The sequence below is a fragment of the Mycobacterium sp. SMC-18 genome (genome assembly GCF_045310895.1).
In the GTDB taxonomy this organism is placed as follows: domain Bacteria; phylum Actinomycetota; class Actinomycetes; order Mycobacteriales; family Mycobacteriaceae; genus Mycobacterium.
In genome coordinates this window covers 115,341-132,005 of sequence record NZ_JBJIAL010000007.1, presented here as the reverse complement: position 1 = coordinate 132,005, position 16,665 = coordinate 115,341, and the positions used below count along the sequence as shown (strand labels likewise).

The following is a 16,665-nucleotide window of genomic DNA, read 5'->3' as shown; positions in this document are numbered from 1 at the left end:
GGCATGCTCCCAAGCTAGCGGGTCAGTGGAACAGCATCGGCAGCGCGAGTGCCGAGTCGACCGCCAGCGCGCAGAACACGACGGCGAGGTAGTTGTTCGACTGCAGGAACAGGCGCAGCGGCTTCACCGGCTCACCGCGCTTCACGCCCGAGTACAGCTGGTGCGCCATCACCAGGAACCAGACGCCGGCGACGAGCGCGACGGCCGCGTACAGCCAGCCGGTGGCGAACGCCAGCGCGAGCGTCGTGAGGACCGTCGCCCAGGTGTAGATCAGGATCTGCTTGGTGACCGCGCGCTCGGTGGCGACGACGGGCAGCATCGGCACGCCGGCTGCCTCGTAGTCCTCCTTGTAACGCATGGCCAGCGCCCAGGTGTGCGGCGGCGTCCAGAAGAAGATGATCAGGAACATCACCAGCGCCGGCCACTGGATGGTGCCGGTGACCGCCGACCAGCCGATCATCACCGGCATGCAGCCGGCCGCGCCGCCCCACACCACGTTCTGCGAGGTGCGGCGCTTCAGCAGCAGCGTGTAGACGAAGACGTAGAAGGCGATGGTCGCCAGCGCCAGCAGGCCCGACAGCAGATTCGAGCTGCGCCACAGCCACAGGAACGACGTGACCGTGAGCACCAGACCGAAGATCAGCGCATTGCGGGTGGGCACCGTCGCGCGGGCCAACGGCCGGCGGGCGGTGCGCTTCATCACCTTGTCGATGTCGGCGTCGGCGACACAGTTCAGCGTGTTGGCGCCGGCCGCCGCGAGCAGCCCGCCGACCAGGGTGTTGAGGATCAACAGCGGCTTGATCGGACCCTGGCTGGCCACCACGTCGAAGCGGTGCGCCAGCAGCATCGCCGGGATGGTCGTCACCAGCAGCAGCTCGATGACACGCGGCTTGGTGAGCGCGATGTAGGCCAGCAGCGTGTCCCGCACGCGGTTCGGCGACTTGGTCCCCGAAGCAGCGTCGTGCTCGTCAGACGCCGCAGCTCCGGGACCGAAACCGTGTGCCCCGTGGACGGAACGGCGCTCGCGAATGCTCACGCAGATATCTCCTCGGAAGTCACGGCCGCGCAGCCTCTACTACAGACGATGGTAGACCGCGCACCTGAGTGCTCCACACCGCAGGGTGCATTCAGGTGAACGGAAACCCAATGACGGACAGGCCAAAGGTGAAGCGGTCTGCACCACACCAGCGGCGCGCACTAGGGTAGTCATGCAGCTCGCTTGCGATTTGCCGAGCCCGAGACGTCCCTCAGTAGGAGTGCGCCCGTGACCACAGTCGAAGAGATTTCCGAACTCACCCGCCCGCACCACCCGGACGACTGGACCGAGCTGGACTCGGCCGCCGTCGACACCGTGCGCGTGCTGGCCGCGGATGCGGTTCAGAAGGTCGGAAACGGCCACCCCGGAACCGCCATGAGCCTGGCCCCGCTGGCCTACACCCTGTTCCAGCGCCAGATGCGCCACGACCCGTCCGACACCCACTGGATCGGCCGTGACCGCTTCGTCCTGTCGTGTGGACATTCCAGCCTGACGCTGTACCTGCAGCTGTACCTGGGCGGCTTCGGCCTCGAACTGGCCGACATCGAGGCGCTGCGCACCTGGGGCTCGCTGACCCCCGGCCACCCCGAGTACGGCCACACCAAGGGTGTCGAGATCACCACCGGTCCGCTGGGCCAGGGCCTGGCGTCGTCGGTCGGCATGGCGATGGCGGCCCGCTACGAGCGCGGTCTGTTCGACCCCGACGCCGCTCCGGGTGAGAGCCCGTTCGACCACTTCATCTACGTGATCGCCTCGGACGGCGACATCGAAGAGGGGGTGACGAGCGAGGCGTCGTCGCTCGCCGGCACCCAGCAGCTGGGCAACCTGATCGTGCTGTGGGACAACAACAAGATCTCCATCGAGCACGACACCAACATCGCGCTGTCCGAGGACACCTGCGCCCGCTACCGCGCCTACGGCTGGCACGTGCAGGAGGTCGAGGGCGGCGAGAACGTCGTCGCGATCGAAGAGGCGCTGGCCGCCGCGCGCGCGGTGACGGACCGCCCGTCGTTCATCTCGGTGCGCACCATCATCGGCTACCCGGCGCCCACCAAGATGAACACCGGCGGGGTGCACGGTTCGGCGCTGGGCGCCGACGAGGTCGCCGCCACCAAGAAGGTGCTGGGCTTCGACCCGGACAAGAGCTTCGAGGTGAAGCCCGAGGTCATCGAACACACCCGTGAACTGGTCGCCCGCGGCAAGAAGGCGCACGACGAGTGGCAGGTCGCGTTCGACGCCTGGGCCGCCAAGGAACCCGAACGCAAGAAGCTGCTGGACCGCCTGGAGGCCGGCGAACTGCCCGAGGGCTGGGACGCCGACCTGACGTACTGGGAGCCGGGCAGCAAGGCCGTCGCGACGCGTGCCGCGTTCGGCAAGGTCCTCAACGACGTGGCCGGCAAGCTGCCCGAATTGTGGGGTGGCTCAGCCGATCTCGCGGGCAGCAACAACACCACCATCAACGGGGTGAAGTCCTTCGGCCCGCCGTCGATCTCGACCGAGGACTACACCGCCGACTGGTACGGCCGCGTGCTGCACTTCGGCATCCGCGAGCACGCCATGGGCTCGATCCTCAACGGCATCGTGCTGCACGGCCCGACGCGTCCGTTCGCGGGCACCTTCCTGCAGTTCGCCGACTACATGCGCCCGGCGGTGCGGTTGGCCGCGCTGATGAACATCGACCCGATCTACATCTGGACCCACGACTCCATCGGTCTGGGTGAGGACGGCCCGACGCACCAGCCGATCGAGCACCTGGCCGCGCTGCGCGCGATCCCGAACCTGTCGGTGGTCCGTCCCGCCGACCCGAACGAGACCGCCTACACGTGGCGCACCATCCTGCAGCGCACCCACGGCAACAACCCGACCGGTTTCATCCTGACCCGCCAGGGGGTACCCGTCCTCGAGGGCACGTCGTCGGAAGGTGCGGCGAAGGGTGGCTACGTGCTCGGCGGCGGTAACCCCGCCGACGACGCCGACGTCATCATCATCGCGACGGGCTCCGAGGTACAGCTGGCCGTCGAGGCACAGAAGCTGTTGGCGGACAAGGACATCGTCGCCTACGTGGTGTCGATGCCGTGCCTGGAATGGTTCGAGGCGCAGCCGAAGGAGTACCGCGACGCGGTGCTTCCGCCCGACGTCTCGGCACGTGTTGCGGTCGAGGCCGGCATCGCGCAGCCTTGGCACAAGCTGGTCGGTGACACCGGCGAGATCATCTCGATCGAGCACTACGGCGCATCGGCCGACGACAAGACCCTGTTCCGGGAGTTCGGCTTCACCGCTGAGGCCGTCGTCGCCGCCGCAGAACGCTCGTTGGACAACTGACAACCGATTCAGAAAAGAGCACCCTCATGACTCAGAACCCGAACCTCGCGGCGCTGAGCGCCGCCGGTGTCTCCGTGTGGCTCGACGACCTGTCGCGTGAGCGGCTGCAGACCGGAAACCTGCAGCAGCTGATCGACACCCGCAGCGTCGTGGGCGTCACCACCAACCCGTCGATCTTCCAGGCCGCGCTGTCGAAGGGCACGGCCTACGACGAGCAGGTGCACGAGCTGGCGTCTCGTGGCGCCGACGTGGACGCCACCATCCGCACCGTCACCACCGACGACGTCCGCAACGCGTGCGACGTGCTGGCCAAGGTGTACGAGGCCACCGGCGGCGTCGACGGCCGGGTGTCGATCGAGGTCGACCCGCGCCTGGCGCACGACACCGACAAGACGATCCTGCAGGCCATCGAGCTGTGGAAGATCGTCGACCGGCCCAACCTGCTGATCAAGATCCCGGCGACGCTGGCGGGCCTGCCGGCGATCACCGCGGTGATCGCCGAGGGCATCTCGGTCAACGTCACCCTGATCTTCTCGGTGGAGCGGCACCGGGCCGTGATGGACGCCTACCTGACCGGGCTCGAGAAGGCCCGCGAAGCCGGCCATGACCTGTCCAAGATCCATTCCGTCGCTTCGTTCTTCGTGTCCCGCGTGGACACCGAGATCGACGCGCGGCTGGAGAAGATCGGCGGCTCGGCGCTGGGTCTGCGCGGCAAGGCCGGCGTCGCCAACGCCCGGCTGGCCTACGCGGCCTATGAGCAGGTCTTCGGCGGCCCGCAGTTCGCGAACCTCAAGGCCGAGGGCGCTCGCGTGCAGCGTCCGCTGTGGGCGTCGACCGGCGTGAAGAACCCGGACTACCCGGACACGCTGTACGTCACCGAGCTGGTCGCCGCCGACACGGTCAACACCATGCCGGAGAAGACGCTGGAGGCCGTCGCCGACCACGGTCAGATCACCGGAGACACCATCACCGGCACGGCTGCGGCCGCACAGGCCGTGTTCGACGAGCTCTCGGCCGTCGGTATCGACCTTGCTGACGTGTTCAACGTCCTCGAGGTCGAGGGCGTGGAGAAGTTCGAGAAGTCCTGGGGCGAGCTGCTCGAGGCCACTCAGGGTCAGCTCGACGCGCTGAAATGAGCGACAGCAGCGGGCGGCCGACGGACTGGGTGAACCCGCTGCGGGACAAGCGTGACAAGCGCATGCCCCGCATCGCCGGCCCGTGCGCGGTCGTGATCTTCGGTGTCACAGGCGATCTCGCCCGGAAGAAGCTCATGCCGGCGATCTACGACCTCGCGAACCGCGGGCTGCTGCCGCCGTCGTTCGCCCTGGTCGGCTTCGCACGTCGGGACTGGGCGGACGAGGATTTCGGCAAGGTCGTGTACGACGCCGTCAAACAACATGCTCGGACACCGTTCCGGCAGGAGGTCTGGGACCGACTGGCCGAGGGATTCCGGTTCGTGCAGGGCACGTTCGACGACGACGCAGCGTTCCAACGGCTGCGTGACACGTTGCACAAGCTCGACGAGGAACGCGGCACCGGCGGCAATCACGCGTTCTACCTGTCGATTCCGCCGAACGCGTTCCCGCAGGTGTGCGAGCAGCTGTCGACGTCCGGCCTGGCCAACAAGTCGGACGGGTCCTGGAGCCGGGTGGTCATCGAGAAACCGTTCGGTCACGACCTGGCCAGCGCCGAAGCGCTCAACGGGGTCGTCAACAGTGTGTTCCCGGAGTCATCGGTGTTCCGCATCGACCACTACCTGGGCAAGGAGACCGTCCAGAACATCCTGGCCCTGCGGTTCGCCAACGAGTTGTTCGAGCCGGTGTGGAACGCCCATTACGTCGACAGTGTGCAGATCACCATGGCCGAAGACATTGGTCTCGGTGGCCGTGGCGGTTACTACGACGGTGTGGGCGCGGCCCGCGACGTCATCCAGAACCACCTGCTGCAGCTGCTCGCGCTGACGGCGCTGGAGGAGCCGGTCAACTTCTCGCCGCATGAACTGCAAGCCGAGAAGATCAAGGTGCTGTCGGCAACGCACCTGGCCGAGCCGCTGGACGAGACCACGGCACGCGGTCAGTACGCCGCCGGCTGGCAGGGCGGACAGAAGGTGGTCGGGTTGCTCGACGAGGAAGGCTTCTCGAAGACGTCCACCACCGAGACGTACGCCGCCATCACCGTCGAAGTCGACACGCGGCGCTGGGCCGGCGTGCCGTTCTACCTGCGCACCGGAAAACGGTTGGGGCGCCGGGTCACCGAGATCGCGCTGGTGTTCAAGCGGGCCCCGCACCTGCCGTTCGATGCGACGATGACCGACGAGCTCGGGCAGAACGCACTGGTGATCCGGGTGCAGCCCGACGAAGGCATCACCCTGCGGTTCGGTTCGAAGGTGCCGGGTCATCTCATGGAGGTCCGCGACGTCAGCATGGACTTCTCGTACGGTTCGGCGTTCGCCGAGGACTCCCCCGAAGCCTACGAACGACTGATCCTCGACGTCCTGCTCGGCGAACCGTCGCTGTTCCCGGTCAACGCCGAAGTCGAATTGTCCTGGAAGATATTGGATCCCGTGCTCGAACATTGGGCGGCGCAGGACCGCGCCGGCGGCCGGCCCGAGGCCTACGAAGCAGGCACCTGGGGGCCGGAATCGGCGTTCGAAATGTTGCGGCGCACCGGCCGCGAATGGAGGCGGCCGTGATTCTCGAACTGCCCGACACCGATACCGGTGCGATCAACAAGAAGATCGTCGCCCTGCGCGAAGAGGGCGGCGCCATCACCCTCGGGCGGGTCCTGACCCTGGTGGTGGCACCTGACACCGAAGCCATGCTGGAAGAGGCGATCGACGCGGCCAACACCGCCAGCCGCGAACACCCGTGCCGCGTGATCGTGGTGATTCCGGGTGACCGCCTGGCCACCGACGCCCGCCTCGACGCCCAACTCCGGGTGGGCCGCGATGCCGGCGCCAACGAGGTTGTGGTGCTTCGCCTTTCGGGGCCGCTGGCCGGCCACGCCAGCAGCGTGGTGACGCCTTTCCTGCTTCCGGATACCCCGGTGGTCACCTGGTGGCCCGACGTGGCACCGGCGGTGCCGGCGGCCGACCCGTTGGGCAAGCTGGCCATCCGCCGGATCACCGACGCCACCAACGGCGAAGACCCGCTGGCGTGCATCAAGAGCCGACTCGCCGGCTACACGTCCGGGGACACCGATCTGGCCTGGAGCCGGGTTACCTACTGGCGGGCGCTGCTCGCCGCCGCACTGGATCAGGCACCGTACGAACCGATCACCGAAGCACTGGTGTCGGGGCTGAAAGACGAACCGGCCCTGGACATCTTGGCCGGCTGGCTGGCGGCCTGCATCGACGGTCCTGTGACACGTGCAGTCGGCGATCTCAAAGTCGTGCTGACCCGGCCGAGCGAGACCATCACGCTGAGCCGCCCGCAGACCGGTGTCACCGCGTCGCTCACCCGCACCGGCCGGCCGGAGGCCCGCATTCCGCTGGCCCGCCGGGAAGCTCGCGACTGCCTCGCCGAAGAGATGCGCCGGCTGGATGCCGACGAGATCTATCATCGCGCCCTGGTGGGCCTGGACAAGGTTGTTTATGTCTGAGCAGATCATCGAAAAGTACGCCGACGCAGACGCTTTGGTGACCGCGGCGGGAGACCGCCTGGTGTCGGCCATCAACGGTGCCATCGCGGCCCGCGGTGTGGCGTACATCGTGCTGACCGGCGGCGGCACCGGCATCAAGTTGCTCAAGCACGTCGGCGGACATCCGATCGACTGGGCCAAGGTGCACCTGTTCTGGGGTGACGACCGTTTCGTCCCGGCCGACGATGCCGACCGGAACATCAAGCAGGCGCGCGAGGCGCTGCTGGATTCCGTTGCGATTCCGGCCGCGAACGTGCACGCGATGGCCGCGAGCGACGGCGAGTTCGGCGACGACATCGACGCCGCGGCCGCCGCCTACGAACGCGAGTTGGCCCTGGTCGCCGGGAATGGTTCGCCGACACCGGAATTCGACGTCCACCTGCTGGGCATGGGCAGCGAGGGGCACGTCAACTCGCTGTTCCCGCACACCGACGCGGTGCGCGAGACGGCACGGTACGTCGTCGCCGTCACCGACTCCCCCAAGCCCCCACCGCGGCGGATCACCCTGACGCTGCCCGCGGTCCGGCGGGCCCGTCAGGTGTGGCTTGTCGTGGCCGGCGCCGAGAAGGCCGGCGCGGTCGCGGCCGCGGTCGGTGGCGCTGCGGCAGAAGACATTCCAGCGGCCGGCGCCGTCGGCACCGAGGCGACGGTGTGGTTGCTCGACGAGGCCGCGGCAGCGAAACTGTAGCCATGGTCGACAAAGGCGATGGCCGCGCGCGTCCGGTCGGCGGCCGCATCCGGACGCTCACGCAGGCGGCGCTCAACGCCGACGTCACGGTGTCCCAGGTCGACGCACTGCTGGTCGACATGGAAGGCACCCTGGCGACCCTCAGCACGCTGACCGGCGACCTCGACACCACGATGTCGCGGTTCAACGAGACCATCACTCAGATCGACGAACTCGCGCCGCGCATCTTCGGCGTCGTCGACCGCATGGAGGCGATCGTGACGCGTGTCGAGGCCATCGTCGGGGTCGCCGAGACGGTGCTGTCGCCCATCACGGTCACGGAGAACGTCGTGCGCGGCGTCCTGAAGTCGGTTCGCGACTGGGCCTCGTAGGACTACGGCGACGCGAGTCGGTCAGACAGCTGCCGGCGATTGGACGCCGCCCATTGCGCTTCGACGGGCTCGATCCGGCTACGCAAACTGTCGTGCAGCAGGGTGCCGCGTTCGCTGAGGAAGACCCGAACCTTACGGCGGTCGAATTGGTCGACCTCCCGGTATGCGAGTGCCTGGACGACCAGCCGGTCGACCACCCGGGTCAGGGTGGGTCCAGGGGTCGGCGTCAGCGCCTGCAGTTCTGCCATCGTGAGTCCGGCGGCGGCGGCCAGGGCGTCGAGTGCCAGCCAGTGGTCGACGCCGAGCCCGGTGTCGTGAAGTTCGGCATCCAGGCAGGCGGTCAGATTGCGGGCTGCGCGAAGCAGCGTGGCGGTGATCGACGTCGTCATGTCGTGCTGGGACACCGTGCTCGCCATGACCAACTCCTACGTGTTGCCCGCTGGGCCGGGTAGCGCAATACTTTCAATTGAAAATGATGATAGCCGGTCCGCGGACGGTGCGGCAAAGGACGTAATGGTCATGAACTCGCAGGCCACCAGCACTGTCGGCGAGGCATGGCGGGTGGCCATGGTGGTGCCCCTGCAGGGTCCGGGCGGCGTTTTCGGTCCGGCATGTGAAGCCGTCAGCGAGCTGGCGGCCCACGACCTCAACGTCGACGGCGGAGTCCTCGGCCGCGAAGTGCAGATCGAGGTGGTCGACGGCGGGGCCGACCCGCACCTGGTCGCCCGGCGCATCGATCAACTCATCACAACGGGCACGATCCACGCAGTCAGCGGATGGCACATCTCCTCCGTACGCAATGCGCTCGCTCCGGTGATCGCCGGCCGGGTGCCCTATGTGTACCCCGCCCTCTACGAAGGCGGCGAGCGTCGCCGCGACATCTATTGCTGCGGCGAGACTCCGGACCGCCAGATCGCGCCGGCGTTGCGCTGGTTGCGGGAGAACGCCGGGGTACGGCGCTGGTTCATCGTCGGCGACGACTATGTGTGGCCGCGATCGTCGGTGGCCGCGGTCCGGGAGTATGCCCGCGATCTCGGTCTCGACCTCGTCGGGCACCGGTTCGTGGACCTGGGCCGCGCTGACATGTCGGAGGCCGTCAGGGCGGCCATGGCGTCGGAATGCGATGCGGTGTTGATGCTGCTGGTGGGGCAGGACGCGGTCGAATTCAACCGCGCCTGCGCCGCCCTCGGCGCCGCCGACTCGTTCCTCCGGTTCAGCCCGTTGATGGACGAGAGCATGTTGCTGGGCAGCGGGGCGGACGGCACCCGAGGATTGTTCGTCGCCGCCTCCTTCTTCTCCTCGCTGGTGGACGCCAACGCAATGGAGTTGACAGGCCGCTACCACGACCTGCACGGCCCCACCGCGCCACCGCTGAGCGGTATCGCCGAATCCTGTTACGAGGGACTGCAACTGCTGTCCCGACTCATTCATCGCTCAGGGCAGTTGACCGACATAGCGACGAGCGATCGGGTCTCGTACGACGGTCCGAGGGGCACCGTGCACTACCGGGCGGACGCGACGGTGCAACCGGTGCACCTGGCTGTGGCCGACGGATACGACTTCGATGTGCTCACCACCCTGACCGCATTGTGACGGCCGATGGTTTGGCCGGCTCGGGTTGACACCGTGCCAACGGGCATTTAATTTCAATTGAAGATATTTCATCTGAATCTTTTTGAGGTGGCAACCGTGCCCGGTGTCGACGTAGTCCCGGCATCGCCACGGTTGTTTTCGGTCCGTATTCCGTTCGAGCCCTTACCTTTTGAGGAGAACCGCCATGCGTCATGGTGACATTTCGTCGAGCCCGGACACCGTCGGCGTAGCCGTCGTCAACTACAAGATGCCCCGGCTGCACACCAGGGAAGAAGTCCTCGACAACGCCCGCAAGATCGCGGACATGGTCGTGGGAATGAAGTCCGGGCTGCCGGGCATGGATCTCGTGGTGTTCCCCGAGTACTCGACTCAGGGCATCATGTACGACCCCGAGGAGATGTACGCCACCGCGGCTTCCATCCCCGGCGACGAAACCGACATCTTCGCCGCGGCGTGCCGGAAGGCCAAGACGTGGGGCGTCTTCTCCATCACCGGTGAGCGCCACGAAGACCATCCGAACAAGCCGCCGTACAACACCCTCGTCCTCATCGACGACACCGGTGAGATCGTGCAGAAGTACCGAAAGATCCTGCCCTGGTGTCCGATCGAGGGCTGGTACCCCGGAGACACCACCTATGTTTCCCGGGGGCCGAAGGGCATGAAGATCTCGCTGATCATCTGCGACGACGGCAACTACCCCGAAATCTGGCGGGACTGCGCCATGAAGGGTGCGGAGCTGATCGTGCGCTGCCAGGGGTACATGTATCCCGCCAAGGAGCAGCAGGTGCTCATGGCCAAGGCGATGGCGTGGGCGAACAACACCTACGTCGCCGTGGCCAACGCGGCCGGCTTCGACGGGGTGTACTCCTACTTCGGGCACTCGGCCATCGTCGGGTTCGACGGCCGCACCCTGGGCGAAACCGGCGAGGAAGAGTACGGAATCCAGTACGCGCAGCTGTCGCTGTCGGCGATTCGAGATGCCCGCCAGAACGACCAGTCGCAGAACCACCTGTTCAAACTGCTGCACCGCGGCTACTCCGGCGTGCACGCGGCCGGTGACGGCGACAAGGGTGTCGCCGATTGCCCGTTCGAGTTCTACAAGCTGTGGGTGACCGACGCGCAGAAGGCTCAGGAAGTCGTCGAATCGATCACCCGGGACACCGTCGGTGTGGCGGACTGTCGCGTGGGAAACCTGCCCGTCGAGCGGACCGTCGAGGCGTAAGAGAGCGACGTGCCCTACCTCACCGACATGTTTCACGATCAGAACGCGACGCCGCAGCGCATCAACGACGTCGCCGTGAAATCGGTCACCAGGTTCGATCCCGATGCCTTCGCCGACCGACTCGGGCAGCGGATACTCGGTCAACCGGAGGCCGTCGGCGCCGTCGCCCGGGCATTGTCGATCGCGCATGCCGGTATCGCAGATCCCGGTCGCCCGCTGGCCAGCGTGCTGCTGGTCGGGCCGACCGGGATCGGCAAGACCGAACTGGTCCGCCAGGTCGCCGCCGAGATCCGCACCGGGCCCGACGACCTCTGCCGAATCGACATGGCCGCCCTGGCCCAGGAGCACTACGCCGCGTCGTTCTCCGGGGCACCACCGGGATACGCCGGAAGCAAGGAATCCTTCACCCTGTTCGACAAGAACAAGATCGAAGGCGATCCGTACACACCCGGCATCGTGCTCTTCGACGAGGTCGAGAAAGCGGATCCCACGGTGATCCGTGCGCTGCTGCACGTGCTCGACAGCGGCCAGCTGAGGCTCGCGAACGGGCGCGAACGCATCAGCTTCCGCAACAGTTACGTCTTCATGACGTCGAACCTGGGTTCCAAGGCCGTCGCCACGGCCCAGCGCGCACACCGGTGGTCGTCCCGGTGGCGCCGACATCCGGTGACCCACATGCACGGTCTGGTGACCGCCGCGGTCGAGGAGTTCTTCGACCCGGAGTTCTTCAACCGGATCGACGAAACCGTCGTCATGGAGCCCTTCAGCACCTCGACGGCCCGGCAGGTGACCCGGCGCGAAGTGGAGTTGTTCACCGCGCGGCTGGCCCGCGAATCGGTCGAACTCCGTGTCGACGAAGCCGTGGTGCAGTTCTTGCAAGACTGTGGGTTCGACCCGATCTACGGTGCCCGTGGGTTGCGCCGAACCATCCGATCCCATCTCATCGCACCGGCAGCCGAGTGTGTACTCCGCGGCCGCACCACACCGTCCGCGCGCATCGTGATCGAGGCGAAGATGATCGACGGATCCGTCGCGGTGACACTGGCCGACCGCGCAGCCTGAGTCGGCTACCCGCTGTTGCGCAGCGCGGTGGCCAACCCGCTCATGGTCAGGAGGATGCCGCGCTGCACGAGTTCGGCGTCGTCGCCCGAGCGGTAGCGGCGCAGCAGCTCGACCTGGAGGTGGTTGAGCGGCTCCAGGTACGGGAACCGGTTGAACACCGACCGGGCGAGGGCCGGGTTGTCCGCGAGCAGGTCGTCGTGGCCGGTGATCAGGGCGTGCATCCGGATGGTGCGCTCATGTTCGGCGGCGATCTTGTCGAACACCCGGTGGCGCAGGGCCTCGTCGTCCACGAGCTCCGAATACCGCGCCGCCAGACCGAGATCCGACTTGGCGAGCACCTGCGCCATGTTGGACAGCACGGTCCGGAAGAACGGCCACTTCGCGTACAGGTCCTGCAGCACCTCGAGGCCGCCGTCGGTGTTGTCGACGAACTCCTCGAACGCGGTCCCCGTGCCGTACCAGCCGGGCAGCATGACGCGCGACTGGCTCCAGGCCAGCACCCACGGGATGGCCCGCAGATCGGCGATCGAGGTGGTCGGCTTGCGGGACGTCGGGCGGCTTCCGATGTTGAGCGCACCGATCTCGCTGACGGGAGTCGAGGCCTTGAAGTACTCGACGAATCCCGGTGTCTCGTGCACCAATTCGCTGTAGGCCCGTTGCGCGCGGGCAGCGAGATCGTCGAGCACGTCGTAGGCGGGTGCCGCGGCGTCGCCGAGCCCTTCGACGTCGAGCAGCGTCGACTCCAGCGTCGCCGCGAGCAGGGTCTCCAGATTGCGATGTGCGGCATGCGGTTCGGCGTACTTGGCGGCGATCACCTCACCCTGCTCGGTGATGCGCAGCGAGCCCCGGACCGCGCCGGGCGGCTGGGCGAGGATCGCGTCGTAGCTCGGGCCGCCACCGCGGCCGACGGTGCCGCCGCGGCCATGGAACAGGCGTAGCCGGATTCCGGTCTTGCGGGCCGATTCCACGAGATCGAGCTCGGCGCGGTACAGCGCCCAGTTGGCCGCCAGGTAACCGCCGTCCTTGTTGGAGTCGGAGTAGCCGAGCATGACCTCCTGATGGTCGCCCCGGGCGGTGACGATCGACCGGTACAGCGGAATGGCAAGGGCCGCTTCCAGAATGGAAGACCCGCGTTGCAGGTCGTCGATGGTCTCGAACAGGGGCACGATGCCGACCGGGCTGTACGGCTCGGGCCCCGCCGCATCGAGCAGGCCGGCCTCTTTGAGCAGTACCCCGGCCTCGAGGAGATCGGATACCGATTGACACATCGAGATGATGTAGTTGGGGACGGCCTCGGGCCCGAAGACCTCGACGGCCCGGGCCGCCGCCGCGACGATGTCCAGTTCTTTGCGCGCCAGTTCGGACAGTTGGGCGTCGCGGCCCACCAACGGCCGGCGCGTGGACAGCTCCGCCACCAGGACGGCGACCCGCTCATCTTCCGGCAGCGACGCGTAGTCGGGGTGCACACCGGCCCAGGCCAGCAGCTCGGCCACCACCTGCTCGTGCACTTCGGAGTTCTGCCGCAGGTCCAGGCCACAGAGGTGGAAACCGAAGACGCGCACGGACTCTCGCAACCGGGCCAGCCGGTCGTCGGCCAGCACGCTGGTGCCGCCGGCGCGCAACGACGCGTCGATGACGTCGAGATCGGCCAGCAGCTCGGCCGGCGTGGTGTACGGCGGCAGGCCGAGATCCAGCTCGTGCTCGGGCTGCCGGTCGAGGATTTCGGCGGCCGTGGCCGTCAGGCGCCCGCGGAGCACGTGCAGCGCCTGGCGGTACGGTTCGTCGGCGTGGGCCGGTTCGGGATGCTGGTCGGCCAGCGCCTGCAGCGCATCGGTGACCCGGACCAGCCGCGCCGACATCGACAATTCGTGTTCCAGCGCAAGGAGTTCGGCGAAGTAGCGGTCGAACGCGGTGAAGGCCGCACTGCCGGTGGCCAGCCTCACCACGTCTGCGGTGACGTTGGGGTTGCCGTCGCGGTCACCGCCGATCCACGAACCGGGCCGCAGGATCGGTGTCTCCAGCAGCGGCTCACCCGGCCAGCGGGCCTGCAGGGCGCCGCGCACCTCCGCGTTGACGCGTGGGATGACATCGAAGAACGCGGCCGGGTAGTAACGCAGCCCCGTGGCGATCTCGTCTTGAATCTTCAACCGCGACAAGCGGATCAGCGCGGTCTGCCACAGCGTGAGGATGTGGCGGCGCAGCTCGGTCTCGATGTCGCGGTCGTCACGCGTCACGCTGTGCCCGTGCAACCGCAGCCGCATCAGGTCGGTGATCCGGTTCTGGGTGTCGAAGATGGTGCGCCGGCGGGTTTCGGTGGGGTGGGCGGTGATCACCGGCGAGACCAGCGCACCGCGCAGCGCATCGGCGACCTCCGCCGCGTCCAGTCCCCCGGCCTCGTCCAGCTTGCGGTACGTCGCGGCCAGGCTGCTGTCCTGCGGCGGCTCGCCGGCTGCCACGTGCAGAGCACGCCGCCGTTCCCGGTGGATGTCCTCGGCGACGTTGGCCAGCAGCGCGAAATGGGTGAATGCCCGGATAACCGGGATCGCCTGATGAACGTCGATGCCGGAGAACAGCGCTGCGAGCTCCGCCCTGTCGATCTCGGAACGACGCACCCGGAACGATTCGACGCGCGCCCGTTCCACCAGATCGAAGACGGCTTCACCGTTCTGCTCGCGCACCGTGTCACCGAGAATGGCGCCGAGCAGGCGGATGTCTTCGCGCATCGGTTCGGTGGCCTCGCGGCCCAGTTCGGTGCGCTGAACCGATCCGATCGGCAGCAGTGTGGTGTCGGGAGCGTTGGGAACCTCGGCCATCACTTCAGTATCGACGCCACACGCGGTTGGCGCAGAGCACGGCGACCGACCCGGTCACGGGGCACCGACGGGGACGATCGGCGTCGACGACGTGGTGGGCGTGGCCGGGGCGCTCGTACGCGGCGTCGTGGCCGATGGTTTCTGCCCGTCGGGCAACACAATTGGGTGCGAATCGCCGCCGTCGCCGTCCCCGCCTGAGTTGTCTGCATCCACGTTCGGTGGCCAGTCCACCGATGTCGGCGGCCAGGCCTTCGCCGACGAGCTGCCGCCACCCGGTGGCGCGCAGCCCGATCCGGCGCCGAAGTCTCCCGCGCCGGTGCAGTCGGCCCGAGCGACCGGTGCCAGAACCAAGAACCAGGCCGATGCCGCGACGCCGACCATTCGTACGACGCTCATAGCTGCAGGATGTCCCCGTAGGCGTTCACACTGTCGTCGTTCTTGTCGGTATCGATGGTCACCGTGGAGAAGAACCGGATCGCCACCGCCCCGCCGCAGGCGTCGACCTTGACGTGGGCGTCGTGCACGGTGATGCCGCCGGAGCGGCCCTTGAGCGATTTCTTGCCCAGCACCACATTGGTGATCGTGCCCGGCAGCAGGTTCACCGAGACGTTGCCTTCCAGATCCGCATAGGGGCCGATGGCATTCAGTACGTTTCCGCTGAAGCCGGGGTTGATGCCGATGTCGGCGTCGCCGCCGACGCTGGCACCCTCGCTGAGATCCACCTGGCAGCCGAGCTGCAGACCCACGACCAACGTCCCGTTGTTGACCGCCGACGAGCCGCTGCCATCGATGGTGGCCTCGGCCCGGCCGGTGACGAAACCTTCTCGCGTGAAAGCCGTCGCGGCCATGTTGGGCACCGAGTTGACGGTCATCTGGGTGAGCGAAACCCCCAGGCGCCAACCGTCTTCGGTGTTGACGGCCTGGCGGACGTCGGCCACCGGGAGCGGATCGGCGCCGGCCACACCAGGAGCCGCACCACCGGCCACGCAGAGCAACACCAGCGCGCCGGAGCCGATACGAAGAACATGCACCACGAGGCGAGATTAAGGGCCGGCGCTATGCGCGCCCTGTCATCGGGATAAGCGCCGGCACAGCACCAGCTGGACGATTCCTGTCAGTAGCTGGGCAAACAGAACCGGCCACGCCCGAGGGGCGTGGCCGGTTCGGAAGTCTGAGGTCAGGCGCCGTACTTGATCTGCAGCGCGATGCCGATGATCGACACCAACCAGATGCCGGTGATGAAGTAGGTCAGCCGGTCGAGGTTCTTCTCGACCACCGTGGAGCCGGACAGGCTGGACTGCACACCGCCACCGAACAGCGTCGACAGACCGCCACCCTTGGCCCGGTGGAGCAGCACCAGCAACACAACCAACACGCTGGTGATGATCAAAGTGATCTGCAGGGCCAAAATCATGAGCCACAGCTTACCGGGTGGAGTGCCGTGGTCCGGCCACGGTCCGCCGTCGCGTCGCAGCCCGTGCCACCGCCGGTTTGCCAGATTCGCTCAGGAAGTTCGCAGTTCCCGTCCACAACGCCCGGCATCGGCGCACCATGGACTGGTCAACCACTGCTCATCGGGCCTGATTGGAGGCCACCGTGAAAGCGCTCAAGATCGCTTCTGCCGCTTTGCTGTCTGCCGCATCCGCGCTGACGACACCGGCAATATCGCTCGCCGCTCCCAGCGACGACACCTGGGATGTCGAGGCGTACGACAACTGCATGAAGAAGACCGTCCGGAATGCCGATCTGTGCTGCATCGAGTCCGGCGGCATCCCCGGCATGGATCCGGAGACCGGGTGCCACGCGCCACCGGCCAAGGCGGCGGACGCCCCGTTGACCACCACGAGCAGACCACTGCCCGGAGGGATCAACAGGGGCAACCTGCCCACGATGGTGTTGGAGCCCGCGAACTAGCCCGT

At 67.3% G+C, this 16,665-nt stretch carries 16 protein-coding genes; 10 read left to right on the top strand and 6 right to left on the bottom strand.

Annotation, left to right across the window (positions count from 1 at the left end; genetic code table 11):
* Positions 1–22: 22 nt before the first annotated feature.
* Positions 23–1,036 (bottom strand): heme o synthase, encoded by a 1,014-nt coding sequence (locus tag ACJH6J_RS08770; RefSeq protein ID WP_346415678.1) that lies wholly within the window; start codon positions 1,034–1,036, stop codon positions 23–25.
* 228 nt (positions 1,037–1,264) lie between these two features.
* Here ACJH6J_RS08770 and tkt point away from each other — a divergent pair, with 228 nt between their 5' ends.
* The 6 genes from tkt to ACJH6J_RS08740 are packed head-to-tail and all read left to right on the top strand — an operon-like array spanning position 1,265 to position 8,056.
* Complete coding sequence (gene tkt / locus ACJH6J_RS08765; protein WP_346415677.1) at positions 1,265–3,358, top strand: transketolase; 2,094 nt, start codon at positions 1,265–1,267, stop codon at positions 3,356–3,358.
* A gap of 26 nt (positions 3,359–3,384) precedes the next feature.
* The gene (gene tal / locus ACJH6J_RS08760; protein WP_406774680.1) at positions 3,385–4,494 is read left to right on the top strand and encodes a transaldolase; all 1,110 of its coding nucleotides are present in this window, start codon (positions 3,385–3,387) and stop codon (positions 4,492–4,494) included.
* A complete protein-coding gene (zwf, locus tag ACJH6J_RS08755; protein ID WP_346415675.1) occupies positions 4,491–6,050 on the top strand; it encodes a glucose-6-phosphate dehydrogenase in 1,560 nt (519 codons plus the stop codon). Before tal ends, zwf begins: the two co-directional genes overlap by 4 nt.
* On the top strand, positions 6,047–6,958 hold the full coding sequence (gene opcA, locus ACJH6J_RS08750) for a glucose-6-phosphate dehydrogenase assembly protein OpcA (RefSeq protein ID WP_318984564.1): 912 nt from the start codon (positions 6,047–6,049) through the stop codon (positions 6,956–6,958). The genes zwf and opcA overlap by 4 nt, the downstream gene beginning before the upstream one ends.
* On the top strand, positions 6,951–7,685 hold the full coding sequence (gene pgl / locus ACJH6J_RS08745) for a 6-phosphogluconolactonase (protein WP_318984563.1): 735 nt from the start codon (positions 6,951–6,953) through the stop codon (positions 7,683–7,685). The genes opcA and pgl overlap by 8 nt, the downstream gene beginning before the upstream one ends.
* Before the next feature lie 2 nt (positions 7,686–7,687).
* Positions 7,688–8,056, top strand: a complete 369-nt coding sequence (locus ACJH6J_RS08740) for an ATPase (RefSeq protein ID WP_318984562.1) — start codon at positions 7,688–7,690, stop codon at positions 8,054–8,056.
* Positions 8,057–8,058: 2 nt separating this feature from the next.
* Here the strand turns inward: ACJH6J_RS08740 and ACJH6J_RS08735 are convergent, their stop codons facing one another.
* Entirely contained in the window at positions 8,059–8,472 is a 414-nt protein-coding gene (locus ACJH6J_RS08735) for a MarR family transcriptional regulator (RefSeq protein ID WP_318984561.1), read from the bottom strand.
* A 103-nt stretch (positions 8,473–8,575) separates the two neighbouring features.
* Here ACJH6J_RS08735 and ACJH6J_RS08730 point away from each other — a divergent pair, with 103 nt between their 5' ends.
* The 3 genes from ACJH6J_RS08730 (at position 8,576) to ACJH6J_RS08720 (ending at position 11,933) form a co-directional block, all read left to right on the top strand.
* Entirely contained in the window at positions 8,576–9,649 is a 1,074-nt protein-coding gene (locus ACJH6J_RS08730) for a substrate-binding domain-containing protein (protein WP_244872559.1), read from the top strand.
* A 184-nt stretch (positions 9,650–9,833) separates the two neighbouring features.
* Positions 9,834–10,871, top strand: coding sequence for an aliphatic amidase (locus tag ACJH6J_RS08725; RefSeq protein WP_212811516.1), 1,038 nt, complete (start codon positions 9,834–9,836; stop codon positions 10,869–10,871).
* A gap of 9 nt (positions 10,872–10,880) precedes the next feature.
* Positions 10,881–11,933: an AAA family ATPase gene (locus ACJH6J_RS08720; RefSeq protein ID WP_212811517.1), complete on the top strand. Its 1,053-nt coding sequence runs from the start codon at positions 10,881–10,883 to the stop codon at positions 11,931–11,933.
* Between the two features lie 5 nt (positions 11,934–11,938).
* Here ACJH6J_RS08720 and ppc read toward each other — a convergent pair whose 3' ends face one another.
* From ppc to secG, 4 genes are all read right to left on the bottom strand, one after another.
* Positions 11,939–14,746 carry a phosphoenolpyruvate carboxylase gene (ppc, locus tag ACJH6J_RS08715; RefSeq protein WP_212811518.1) on the bottom strand — a complete coding sequence of 936 codons (2,808 nt, stop codon included), beginning with the start codon at positions 14,744–14,746 and terminating at the stop codon, positions 11,939–11,941.
* Between the two features lie 54 nt (positions 14,747–14,800).
* Positions 14,801–15,142 (bottom strand): hypothetical protein, encoded by a 342-nt coding sequence (locus ACJH6J_RS08710; RefSeq protein ID WP_406803816.1) that lies wholly within the window; start codon positions 15,140–15,142, stop codon positions 14,801–14,803.
* Positions 15,139–15,744, bottom strand: coding sequence for an MspA family porin (locus ACJH6J_RS08705; protein ID WP_406803834.1), 606 nt, complete (start codon positions 15,742–15,744; stop codon positions 15,139–15,141). The genes ACJH6J_RS08710 and ACJH6J_RS08705 overlap by 4 nt, the downstream gene beginning before the upstream one ends.
* Before the next feature lie 179 nt (positions 15,745–15,923).
* Positions 15,924–16,160 carry a preprotein translocase subunit SecG gene (gene secG / locus ACJH6J_RS08700; RefSeq protein WP_029105032.1) on the bottom strand — a complete coding sequence of 79 codons (237 nt, stop codon included), beginning with the start codon at positions 16,158–16,160 and terminating at the stop codon, positions 15,924–15,926.
* A gap of 182 nt (positions 16,161–16,342) precedes the next feature.
* Between secG and ACJH6J_RS08695 the strand changes: the two genes are divergently transcribed.
* A complete protein-coding gene (locus tag ACJH6J_RS08695) occupies positions 16,343–16,660 on the top strand; it encodes a hypothetical protein (RefSeq protein WP_406803815.1) in 318 nt (105 codons plus the stop codon).
* Positions 16,661–16,665 lie beyond the last annotated feature (5 nt).

Excerpts from the sequence above, each read along its gene's own strand:
- tal (WP_406774680.1), top strand. The coding sequence starts at position 3,385 with ATGACTCAGAACCCGAACCTCGCGGCGCTGAGCGCCGCCGGTGTCTCC.
- zwf (WP_346415675.1), top strand. The coding sequence starts at position 4,491 with ATGAGCGACAGCAGCGGGCGGCCGACGGACTGGGTGAACCCGCTGCGG.
- pgl (WP_318984563.1), top strand. The coding sequence starts at position 6,951 with ATGTCTGAGCAGATCATCGAAAAGTACGCCGACGCAGACGCTTTGGTG.
- ACJH6J_RS08740 (WP_318984562.1), top strand. The coding sequence starts at position 7,688 with ATGGTCGACAAAGGCGATGGCCGCGCGCGTCCGGTCGGCGGCCGCATC.
- ACJH6J_RS08735 (WP_318984561.1), bottom strand. The coding sequence starts at position 8,472 with ATGGCGAGCACGGTGTCCCAGCACGACATGACGACGTCGATCACCGCC.
- ACJH6J_RS08730 (WP_244872559.1), top strand. The coding sequence starts at position 8,576 with ATGAACTCGCAGGCCACCAGCACTGTCGGCGAGGCATGGCGGGTGGCC.
- ACJH6J_RS08725 (WP_212811516.1), top strand. The coding sequence starts at position 9,834 with ATGCGTCATGGTGACATTTCGTCGAGCCCGGACACCGTCGGCGTAGCC.
- ppc (WP_212811518.1), bottom strand. The coding sequence starts at position 14,746 with ATGGCCGAGGTTCCCAACGCTCCCGACACCACACTGCTGCCGATCGGA.
- ACJH6J_RS08710 (WP_406803816.1), bottom strand. The coding sequence starts at position 15,142 with ATGAGCGTCGTACGAATGGTCGGCGTCGCGGCATCGGCCTGGTTCTTG.
- secG (WP_029105032.1), bottom strand. The coding sequence starts at position 16,160 with ATGATTTTGGCCCTGCAGATCACTTTGATCATCACCAGCGTGTTGGTT.